The organism is Stenotrophomonas sp. 05L44_2, assembly GCF_056665995.1.
The window spans coordinates 1-9914 of the sequence record NZ_JBFTNR010000060.1; the positions used below are offsets into that span (position 1 = coordinate 1).

The following is a 9914-nucleotide window of genomic DNA, read 5'->3' on the forward strand; positions in this document are numbered from 1 at the left end:
GCCTTGGCGTCGTAGGCACCATGCACCAGGCCCATGAACTCGCTGGCGAKGTTGCGGTGGAACCACGGCGGGCGGAACGTGTTCTGCGCCACCAKCCAGCGYGGCGGGAAGATCRCAAAGTCCATGTTGCTGGTGCCCGGGGTGTCGCTGGGCGAGTGCAGCACCAGGAAGATCGACGGATCCGGGTGGTCGTGGCTGATCGAGCCGATGGTGTTGAAGCGGCGCAGATCATAGCGGTACGGCGCGTAGTTGCCGTGCCAGGCGACCACGTCCAGCGGCGAATGATTGATCGGCGCACGCCACAGGCGGCCGTCGAACTTGGCAATCAGTTCGAAATCGCCGTCGACGTCTTCGAACGCGGCATGCGGGGTCTCGAAATCGCGCGGATTGGCCAGGCCGTTGGAACCGATCGGGCCCAGGTCGGGCAGCTTCAGCAGTGCGCCGAAGTTCTCGCAGATGTAGCCGCGGCTCGGGCCATCCGGCAGCTCGACGCGGAAGCGCACGCCGCGCGGAATCACCGCGATTTGCTGCGGTTCGATCTCGATCACGCCCAGCTCGGTCAGCAGGCGCAGGCTGCCCAGCTGCGGCACGATCAGCAGTTCGCCGTCGGCGTCGTAGAAGTAGCGGCCGACCATGTCACGGTTGGCCGCGTACAGATGGATGCCGACACCGGCATGCGCGTCGGGCGAGCCGTTGCCGCCCATCGTGTACAGGCCTTCGACGAAATCGGTGGGCAGTTCCGGCAGCGGCAGCGGGCTCCAGCGCAGCTGGTTCGGCGAAGCCGGCTGTGCACTGAAATCGCACTGCAGCTGCGATTGCGCGAAGGGAGTGAACTCACCGTGGGTAACCGCCGGACGGATCCGGTACAGCCAGCTGCGGCGATTGCTGCCGCGCGGTGCGGTGAATGCGGTACCGGTCAGCTGCTCGGCATACAGGCCATGGGCCACCTTCTGCGGCGAGTTCTGGCCGACGGGCAGCGCACCGGGCACGGCCTCGCTGGCGAACTCGTTGCCGAAACCGGACTGGTAGCCGCGGGCGGTGATGGAGGGAGACATGGGGGTTCCTGGAAGCCTGGGGAAAGCCGCCGGGCGTGGCCCGGCGCTACCGGTGGAGAAGGTGCCGTTGTGGAAACCTTACAGCACGCCGCGGCGGATCTGGTCGCGTTCGATGCTCTCGAACAGCGCGGTGAAGTTGCCTTCGCCGAAGCCTTCGTTGCCTTTGCGCTGGATGATCTCGAAGAAGATCGGGCCGATGCAGTTCTGGGTGAAGATCTGCAGCAGCTTGCGCTGGTGGGTTTCCGGGTCGGCGTCGATCAGGATCTTGTTCTTCGCCAGGCGGGCGACGTCCTCACCGTGGTTGGGCACGCGCTGGTCGATCACATCGAAGTAGGTCTCCGGCGTGTCGAGGAAATCCACGCCCTGCGCGCGCATGGCTTCGACCGTTTCGTAGATGTTCTCGGTGAAGCAGGCGATGTGCTGGATGCCCTCGCCCTTGTACGCATCCAGGTACTCGTTGATCTGGCTCTTCGGGTCGGACGATTCGTTCAGCGGAATGCGCACGATGCCATCCGGCGCGRTCATCGCCTTGGACACCAGGCCGGTCTTCAGGCCCTTGATGTCGAAGTAGCGGATCTCGCGGAAGTTGAACAGGCGCTCGTAATAGTCCGACCACTGCTGCATGTTGCCGAAGTACAGGTTGTGGGTCAGGTGGTCGATGAAGGTCAGGCCGAAGCCCTTCGGGCGCAGCTCGGCGCCGGCGATCAGCTCGTAGTCGCCATCGAAGATGCTGCCGGCATCGCCGTAGCGGTCCACCAGGTACAGCATGCAGTCACCGATGCCCTTGATGACCGGGGCGTTCACCGCCTTGCTATCCGGCTTGAAGGCGATGGCTTCGGCGCCATTGCCCAGCGCGGTCTGGTAGACCTCCGCGCCCGGCTTCTTGAAGCGGATGGCGAAGCCGCAGGCGCACGGGCCGTGCTTTTCAGCGAAGTCGGCGGCGAACGAATCGGGGTCTTCATTGACCAGGAAGTTGACGTCGCCCTGGCGATAGACGGTAATCGGACGCTGCTTGTGCTTGAGCACCGCGCTGAAGCCCATCTTGCGGAAGTACTCGTGCAGCTCGGCACCACGGCCGGCCGGTGCGGCGAATTCGACGAACTCGAAGCCGTCGATGCCCATCGGGTTTTCGAAGGTGGTGACCTGCATGCCGGGGTTGGGATGCGAGGCGGACGGGACTGCGGTATTCATGGCGTGGCTCCGAATCGGTGCCGCATCGGCACAAACCAGGTGYGGGCGGGGTTGGACCCGGCGAGAATGCAGGGTACGGACCCAACACTTATAGTTACACTTGAAACCACCAGCAAGGTGCACCGCAACATGAGCCCCGCCGATCCCGTTTCCACCCGCCTGCGTGCCTCCCACGTCCTGCTCGACCTGGAACAGTTCCTGCCGTACCGGCTGAGCGTGCTGTCCAACCGGGTCAGCGGCAACATCGCCAAGCTGTACGGCGACCGCTATGGCCTGGCCATTCCGGAGTGGCGGGTGATCACCATCCTGGCGCTGTACCCCGGGTCGTCGGCCAGCGAGGTCTCCGACCGCACGGCGATGGACAAGGTCGCGGTCAGCCGCGCGGTGGCCCGCCTGCTGGAGCGCGGTTTCATCAAGCGTGAGACGCATGGCGATGACCGCCGCCGTTCGGTGTTGGCGCTGTCGGCGGCGGGGTTCGAGGTATACGAGACGATCGCGCCGATGGTGATCGAGATCACCCGCAAGCTGATGTCGGTGCTGAGCGAGGAAGAGGAGCAGGTGCTGGAGAAGCTGATCCTGCGCCTGGCCGGCGATGGCCTGGAGCGGATGGGCGAAGGGGTCTGACCCCGGGGCGGCGCCCCCCCGCCGCCGCTCTTGGTAGGTGTCGACCTTGGTCGACAAATGGATCCACGCCAGGCGTGGATGATGTCGCGGGCTGCGCTGTGAGGGATCCGGCGCAGGCCATTGATGACGTGCAACGCGCGGCGTTCATTGCCCGCCGACGAACGGTCTTTCAGCTGGGTTCGACTCGACATGTCGCGTTTACCGCCTGATGTCTCGGAATGGGGCCGGTAGAGTCCTGATCCACAGAGCGGCTGTATCGACATTCGCGCATCGAGTGGCATTGCCTATTGGACGGCGGGCTGCACAGGCCTGAGGGTGGGAACGCAGCGGCGCTCCGCTGCCGGGGTTGAAAGCCCGATGATCCGAAGGAAACCACGCCGCACCCGTCGCCGCCCATCGCGGGCGGCAACGACTCGCGCTGCCCTGCTTTGGCGGGCGGTGCGTGGGGCCGCATGGCCGCCGTTCTCCTTCGGATCACGGTCTTTCAACCACGCACCGCCTGCCGCCTTCCCGGCGGCCCGCCACGGAGCTTCGCCATGACACGCCCCCATCACCCCACCACCGGGCCCATCGACCGCGATGCCGACCTGCAGCGCATCGATGAGGCCTTGGCCACACTGGAAACCGTCACCGAGGCCTGGCTTGAGCATCATCGCCTGAAGGCCTGCCAGCCAGGCCTGCTGCTGTCGTTGAACCGGCTGCTTGACCTGACCAGTCTCGCCAAGGGCTATGCCAGTGCGTTGCGGGTGATTGCCGAACCCTGAGATGCGGATGGAGGAGCATCCACGCATGGCGTGGATCTACCGCATCACGCACACGGATGGATCCGCACCATAGGTGGGTGCGCTATGGCGCTTCCCAGTAGATCCACGCCATGCGTGGATGACCCACTCGATCAGCTCAGATGCTTGCGCCGCGCATGGATCCACGGCACCGCAAGCGCGCCGATGGCGCCACCGGCAAAGCCCAGCGAGGCGGCGACAGTGGCCGCTTCGACCGCCCCGGGCAACGCCAGTGCGGCAGTGACCAGCAGCAGCGACGGCAGGCCGACGAAGGTGCCCAGGAAGAACGGCCAGCGCGGCGACCAGGTGTTGAGCTGCAGCAGGCTGACCGGCTGCCACGCTTCGGACGAGGCATCTTCGGCGATCTTCGCCACCACTCTGCCCAGATCCACTTCTGGCAGCAGCTTGCCCGGACGGGCGGCGGCAATCGCCTCGGCCACGGCCTCGACGGGCGGGAAGCTGCCCGGCCACGCCACCGGTGCCGGCACGCCATAGGCGGTCAGCAGCGGCACGCTCAGCCATGGCGCCACCAGCGGACGCAGCCTGCGCCGCCCATGCACACACCAGATCTGCGGCTGGCCGTGTGCGGTCACGCTGTACAACGCCAGCTCGCTCGGCGGCGGGTAGCCCAGCATGGTCACCCGGGCCGCCAGGCTGTCCTGTTCCATCGCACGCAGGAAGCCGGGACGGCTGCGCCCTTCCTGCATCCAGGCCAGGCCAAGCGCGCCGACCAGATAGGCCTCGGCGACATCCTTGCTGCCCGCGTTGGCGCGGTCATCACTGGCCAGGTACCAGGCCAGTGACTTCGGTTCGGGCACATCGGCCAGGCCCCAGCGGCTGTCGTCGCCCAGCACATGGCGCACCGGCAGGCGGGCCGGTGCGGTTTCACCACGCTCAGCGGGCTGCAGGAACGGCAGCACGCCCTGCACGAAACTGGACAGGTCGATCGCACGCACGCCGTTGCCGTGCCATTCCGGCGGCAGCAGGCCGGCCAGCTGTCCTTCGGCGGCGAGTCGATCCAGCCGCGCCTTCTGTTCCACCAGCTTCTGCACCGCGCCTTTCAGCACCACGTTGTCGGGCAGGGCGATCTGCGGCAGCCGATGCCGCGGCGGTGCCAACTCCAGCGTGTCGTCGCCGGTGCCGGCGTCATCCAGCAGCGCTTCCTGCGCAGGCAGGCTCACGCCATCGGGTGCCTCTCCTTCGGCCAACGGGCTGGCAGGTTCGGGCAGGCGTTCGGCGTGGTCGCTGTGCATGGGCGCTCCGGTCGCGCCGGGTGGCGCAGTGAGGTCCTTGCCATTAACGGCCGAAGGGTAATGATCTGTAGATCCACGCCACGCGTGGATGTCCGGGCAGCGGGCGGGAAACGCCGGGCGCTACCGGTCAGGCGCCCACTGCTTGAGGAACGCCATCACGCGTGCGGTCTGCACGGCATTGCCCTTGCGCATTGCTTCGCTGGGCTGCGGCGCCAGCAGGGTGCCGTCGGCATCGATCACCAGCAGGTGCGGGTGCTCGCCTTCGAGCGGCGGGAACTGGCCGAGGAACGCCGCGTTCGGGTTCTCGGCGCTGTCGTTGACCTTCACCCACACGTAGTGGGCATCACGGAAGCGGCGCAGATCGCCATTGCCTTCCACGGCTTCATCCAGCGCATGGCAGGGCTCGCACGCGGCGTTGCCCACTTCCAGGATGATGCGCTTGTTGCCGCGCTGGGCCTCGACCTTGGCCGTTTCCAGGTCGGCAACGGGATTGCGGACGGGGTCGAACTGCGCGCCAAGCCCGGCAATGGCGGCGATGTCGGCCGCCGCCGGGGTGTTGCCCGAGGCCACCGGTTCGCTGGGGTCAGCGACCGGTGGCTCGGTGGGGCGAGTGTCGAGGGGCTGCGTGGGCTCGGGGGCCGCGGGAGGTTGAGGCTGCGAACAGGCGCCGATCAGCGCCGCACACACCACTGCCACCACTGCACCACCGAACGATGTACGCATGCCCACTACCCTCTCATTACTTCACGCCATGCATCAGCTTGTTGATCAGCGGCGCGACCAGGAACAGGACCACACCCGAACCGATCAAGGCCCAGAAGCCGAAGGTATACCCCTTCAGGGCCGATTCGACCGTCATGCCGCCTTCACCGCTGACCGCACCGGCAAAGATGCCCGACAGGTTGTTGCCGATGCCGGTGGACAGGAACCAGCCACCCATGCCGAAACCGACCAGGCGCACCGGGGCCAGCTTGGTCACCATCGACAGGCCGATCGGCGACAGGCACAGCTCACCGACCGACTGGATGACGTAGACCATGAACAGGGTCCAGAACGGGATCTTGCCGTCCACGACCATGGTCGACAGGGCGAACATCAGCAGGGCGAAGGCCGCGCCGTTGAACAGCAGGCCGAGGCCGAACTTGCGCGGAATGGACGGATTGGCGCGGCCCAGGGCCACCCAGATCCAGGCGATGATCGGCGCCAGGGTGATGATCGCCACCGAGTTGACCGACTGGAACCACGCGGTCGGGAAGGTCCACTCACCCAGCTGGCGGTTGACGATGTTCTCGGCCAGGAAGGTGAAGGAGCTGCCGGCCTGTTCGAAGAACATCCAGAACATGACGTTGAAGGCGAAGATGATCAGCATGGCGATCACGCGGTCGCGCTGCACCTTGCCCTCGCGGATGCCTTCCACCAGCAGCAGCACGGCCAGGGCAGCGAACATCACGCCGAGGATCCAGGCCAGCGCGGTGGCGCCGGTGGCGAGCAGGAAGTAGGCCACCGGAATGGCGAACAGCGAACCGACCAGCACCATGACGATGCGGCCGAAGCCTTCGGCACCGGCCGGCGGTGCGCCGATGCCCTTCAGGCCGGCACGACCGATGTAGAACCACACCAGCGAGATCAGCATGCCCACGCCGGAAGCGATGAACACGACCTTGTAGGACGGCATTTCCGAGGTGCCGAAGACCTTGCGGGCCAGGTACTCGGTCAGCACCGGAGCGATCATCGCGCCGATGTTGATGCCCATGTAGAAGATGGTGAAGCCCGAGTCGCGGCGTTCGTCCTTCAGGCCGTACAGCTTGCCGACCATGGTCGAGATGTTGGGCTTGAACAGACCGTTGCCGACGATGATCGTGGCCAGGCCGAGCTTGAAGATGTGCTCCTGCGGCAGCGAGATCATGAACAGGCCGACGGCCATGATGATCGCGCCGGTCAGGATCGAGCGCTGGTAACCCAGTACGCGGTCGGCGACGTAACCGCCGAAGATCGCCGCGGCATACACCAGCGCCAGGTAGGCGCCGTAGATGCGGCTGGCGTCGCCTTCACCGGCGGCGTTGCCGTTGTAGAACTGGGCAACGATGTACAGCACCAACGCCCAGCGGATGCCGTAGAACGCAAAGCGCTCCCAGAACTCGGTCATGAACAGCATCCACAACGGGCGCGGGTGGCCCATCGTGGTGTTGAAGTCCGGCAGCGCCGGCTCTGGGGTGTTCGCAGTGGCGTTTACGCTCATGCGGAATTCCTGGTTCGGTGGATGGAGGCACGTCCGATGTGCGGTGAAGCAACGCGCGAGGATCACCGACTTCTGGCGTTCACGTCAAATACACGCCGTTTGAGGCAGGTCGCAGCCTGCTCGCTGAACTTGCATCTGAAACGATCCAGCCAGCCGCGGGCGGCCAAGCTGAATGGGGATCAGGCCAGATCCGGCGGGGGCGCGGCCTGCAGGGTGGTGCGTACCTGGAACAATTCAGGGAAGAAGGTCAGTTCCAGCGCCTTGGCCAGGAAGCCCACGCCGGACGAGCCGCCGGTGCCGCGCTTGAAGCCGATCACCCGCATCACCGTGCGCATGTGGCGGAACCGCCACAGCTGGAAGGCCGTTTCCAGGTCCACCAGGTCCTCGCACAGCGCGTACTCGCGCCAGTAGCGGTCGGTGTCCTGGTAGATGCGTTCGAAGACCGGCTGCAGGCTGTCGTCGGCCACGTGTGGCTGGGTCCAGTCGTGCGCCTCGTACACCGCCGGCACGGCGTGGCCGAAGCGGGCCAGGTACTTCAGGAATTCCTCGTACAGGCTCGGCGCCTCCAGCACGGTGCGCAGCTGCGCCTGCCCGGCCGTGTCGTGCTCGAACACCTGCAGCATCTGCGCGTTCTTGTTGCCCAGCAGGAACTCGATGTAGCGGTACTGCAGCGACTGGAAGCCCGAGGACGGGCCCAGCACGTCGCGGAAGCCCATGTACTCGGACGGGGTGAGCGTTTCCAGCACCGACCACTGCTCGGTCAGCTGGCGCAGCACCTGCTTGCTGCGCGCCAGCACCTTGCGGCACTGCCAGACCTCATCGCGCTGCAGGAAGCCGATCGCCGCACCCAGCTCGTGGCCCAGCAGCTTCAGCCACAGCTCGGAGGTCTGGTGCTGGATGATGAAGAGCATCTCGTCGTGATGCGGCGGGTTGGACAGCGGCTGCTGCGCGCTGAGCAGCTGGTCCAGCCGCAGGTAGCCGCCGTAGGTCAGCCGCCCCTGCAGATCGGTGTGGATACCGGCTTCGAGATCGCGTTGGTTGTTGTCGACGGACATGGGCGGGACCAGATCGGGGGCGGCAAGGGTAGCGCGTTGCCGCCGCGCTGGCAGCCGTGATGACCGTACCGGGGCGTGCGGTAGGGCTGTGGAACGGTGGTTGCGCGTGGAACCGTTTGCGCCGTTCTACTGGCGCTCAGCCCAGCGTCGCTTGTGATGCTTTGCAGCAATGGCTGAATACGTTGAAGTTATTGGCATCATGCGCCCGGAAGGGGGTACAAAGGCCGGTGGGCCGTGCTGCGCCGCAGGACGGCTTTTTCGTACGCATTCCTTAACATGGCGATTCATATCATTTGTAACTTCTCTGTCGAAGGTGCAGTACGCAATGACGGTTGCCGCTGAGTTCAAGATCGAATACCTGCAGTATCTGGACACGGACGGCACGCTCGTCCGCGATGACCTGCCCGAAGCCCTGCGCGACCCACGCGCGTTGCTGCCGATGTTCAAGCAGATGCTGTTCGTGCGCGTGTTCGACGSCAAGTCGATCGCGCTGCAGCGCACCGGCAAGCTGGGCACCTACGCCGCATGCCTCGGCCACGAAGCCGCGCATGTGGGCATCGGCGCCTCGATGCAGAAGGACGACGTGTTCGCACCGTCCTACCGCGAGTACGGCGCGATGTTCATGCGTGGCGTGCGCCCGCACGACGTGCTGATGTACTGGGGCGGCGACGAGCGCGGCAACGACTACGGTGGCAATGCCGCCAAGGACTTCCCGTTCTGCGTGCCGATTTCCACCCAGTGCCTGCACGCCGCAGGCGCTGCGCTGAAGTTCAAGCTCAACAAGGAACCGCAGATCGCGGTGGCCGTATGCGGCGACGGTGGCAGTTCCAAGACCGACTTCTACGCGGCCTTGAATTCGGCCGGTGCCTACAAGCTGCCGCTGATCCTGTGCATCGTCAACAACGGCTGGGCCATCTCGGTCCCGCGTTCGGCGCAGACCGGTGCCGAGACGCTGGCACAGAAGGGCCTGGCCGGCGGCCTGCACTGCCTGCAGGTGGACGGCAACGACCTGATCGCGGTGATGGCCGCCATGCTGCAGGCGCGCGAGCGTGCGCTGGCCGGCGACGGCGGCACCGTGCTGGAACTGATGACCTACCGCCTGTCCGACCACACCACCGCCGATGACGCCCGTCGCTACCGCGACGACGCCGAAGTGAAGGATGCCTGGCAGCGCGAGCCGATGCTGCGCCTGCGCAAGTACCTGACCAACGCCGGTGTCTGGAGCGAGGAAGAAGAAGCTGCCTGGACCGCCGAGTGCGGCAAGCGCGTGGACGAGGAAGTGAACCTGTACCTCAACACGCCGGTGCAGCCGGTCGAGGCGATGTTCGATTTCCTCTATGCCGACCCGCCGCAGGACCTGCTGGCCCAGCGTGCCCAGGCGATCGCCCTGGAGCAGCGCCATGGATGAGATCAAGAACGGCGCGTCCAGCGCGCACACCAACGCCGCCGACAGCGCTGCCGTCGCGCGCGGAGAACAGAACATGACCGACACCCCGATCACCCTCATCGAAGCCATCACCCAGGCGCTGGCCTGGGAGCTGGAGCACGACAAGTCGGTGCTGGTGCTGGGCGAAGACGTGGGCGTCAACGGCGGCGTGTTCCGCGCCACCGCCGGCCTGCAGCAGCGCTTCGGCGCCGACCGCATCCTCGACACCCCGCTGGATGAAACCACCATCGCCGGCCTCACCATCGGCCTGGCCGCACAGGGCATGAAG

The 9914-nt window shown here is 66.0% G+C and carries 9 protein-coding genes and 1 pseudogene; 4 read left to right on the forward strand and 6 right to left on the reverse strand.

Translation table 11 applies throughout. From position 1 onward, the window contains the following. Both hmgA and hppD read right to left on the reverse strand, forming a co-directional pair. On the reverse strand, nucleotides 1–1055 hold a 1055-nt coding region (hmgA, locus tag AC1VAN_RS03555), incomplete at its 3' end, for a homogentisate 1,2-dioxygenase (protein ID WP_480985282.1). 78 nt (nucleotides 1056–1133) lie between these two features. Beyond that, nucleotides 1134–2246 (reverse strand): 4-hydroxyphenylpyruvate dioxygenase, encoded by a 1113-nt coding sequence (gene hppD, locus AC1VAN_RS03560; RefSeq protein WP_480985283.1) that lies wholly within the window; start codon nucleotides 2244–2246, stop codon nucleotides 1134–1136. Nucleotides 2247–2375: 129 nt separating this feature from the next. On the opposite strand from hppD, the gene AC1VAN_RS03565 reads away from it, so the two are divergent. Both AC1VAN_RS03565 and AC1VAN_RS03570 read left to right on the forward strand, forming a co-directional pair. Beyond that, on the forward strand, nucleotides 2376–2870 hold the full coding sequence (locus tag AC1VAN_RS03565; protein ID WP_049467584.1) for a MarR family winged helix-turn-helix transcriptional regulator: 495 nt from the start codon (nucleotides 2376–2378) through the stop codon (nucleotides 2868–2870). Nucleotides 2871–3406: 536 nt separating this feature from the next. After that, a complete protein-coding gene (locus tag AC1VAN_RS03570) occupies nucleotides 3407–3634 on the forward strand; it encodes a hypothetical protein (RefSeq protein ID WP_033832409.1) in 228 nt (75 codons plus the stop codon). Nucleotides 3635–3765: 131 nt separating this feature from the next. Here AC1VAN_RS03570 and AC1VAN_RS03575 read toward each other — a convergent pair whose 3' ends face one another. The 4 genes from AC1VAN_RS03575 to AC1VAN_RS03590 all read right to left on the reverse strand — a co-directional run bounded on the left by AC1VAN_RS03575 (nucleotide 3766) and on the right by AC1VAN_RS03590 (nucleotide 8199). Further along, the gene (locus AC1VAN_RS03575) at nucleotides 3766–4905 is read right to left on the reverse strand and encodes a hypothetical protein (protein ID WP_032976635.1); all 1140 of its coding nucleotides are present in this window, start codon (nucleotides 4903–4905) and stop codon (nucleotides 3766–3768) included. 120 nt (nucleotides 4906–5025) lie between these two features. Continuing rightward, complete coding sequence (locus AC1VAN_RS03580) at nucleotides 5026–5628, reverse strand: thioredoxin family protein (protein ID WP_312964845.1); 603 nt, start codon at nucleotides 5626–5628, stop codon at nucleotides 5026–5028. A gap of 16 nt (nucleotides 5629–5644) precedes the next feature. After that, nucleotides 5645–7144 carry a peptide MFS transporter gene (locus AC1VAN_RS03585; protein WP_025874587.1) on the reverse strand — a complete coding sequence of 500 codons (1500 nt, stop codon included), beginning with the start codon at nucleotides 7142–7144 and terminating at the stop codon, nucleotides 5645–5647. 179 nt (nucleotides 7145–7323) lie between these two features. After that, nucleotides 7324–8199, reverse strand: a complete 876-nt coding sequence (locus AC1VAN_RS03590) for a tryptophan 2,3-dioxygenase (RefSeq protein WP_025874586.1) — start codon at nucleotides 8197–8199, stop codon at nucleotides 7324–7326. Between the two features lie 325 nt (nucleotides 8200–8524). Between AC1VAN_RS03590 and pdhA the strand changes: the two genes are divergently transcribed. Continuing rightward, the gene (pdhA, locus tag AC1VAN_RS03595) at nucleotides 8525–9607 is read left to right on the forward strand and encodes a pyruvate dehydrogenase (acetyl-transferring) E1 component subunit alpha (RefSeq protein ID WP_480985284.1); all 1083 of its coding nucleotides are present in this window, start codon (nucleotides 8525–8527) and stop codon (nucleotides 9605–9607) included. After that, nucleotides 9600–9914: pseudogene (locus AC1VAN_RS03600) on the forward strand (alpha-ketoacid dehydrogenase subunit beta); the annotation flags it as partial. The gene pdhA and the pseudogene AC1VAN_RS03600, both read left to right, overlap by 8 nt.

Bases quoted from the DNA above. Each gene is read 5' to 3' on its own strand.
- AC1VAN_RS03565 (WP_049467584.1), top strand. From the start codon at position 2,376: ATGAGCCCCGCCGATCCCGTTTCCACCCGCCTGCGTGCCTCCCACGTC.
- AC1VAN_RS03570 (WP_033832409.1), top strand. From the start codon at position 3,407: ATGACACGCCCCCATCACCCCACCACCGGGCCCATCGACCGCGATGCC.
- AC1VAN_RS03575 (WP_032976635.1), bottom strand. From the start codon at position 4,905: ATGCACAGCGACCACGCCGAACGCCTGCCCGAACCTGCCAGCCCGTTG.
- AC1VAN_RS03580 (WP_312964845.1), bottom strand. From the start codon at position 5,628: ATGCGTACATCGTTCGGTGGTGCAGTGGTGGCAGTGGTGTGTGCGGCG.
- AC1VAN_RS03585 (WP_025874587.1), bottom strand. From the start codon at position 7,144: ATGAGCGTAAACGCCACTGCGAACACCCCAGAGCCGGCGCTGCCGGAC.
- AC1VAN_RS03590 (WP_025874586.1), bottom strand. From the start codon at position 8,199: ATGTCCGTCGACAACAACCAACGCGATCTCGAAGCCGGTATCCACACC.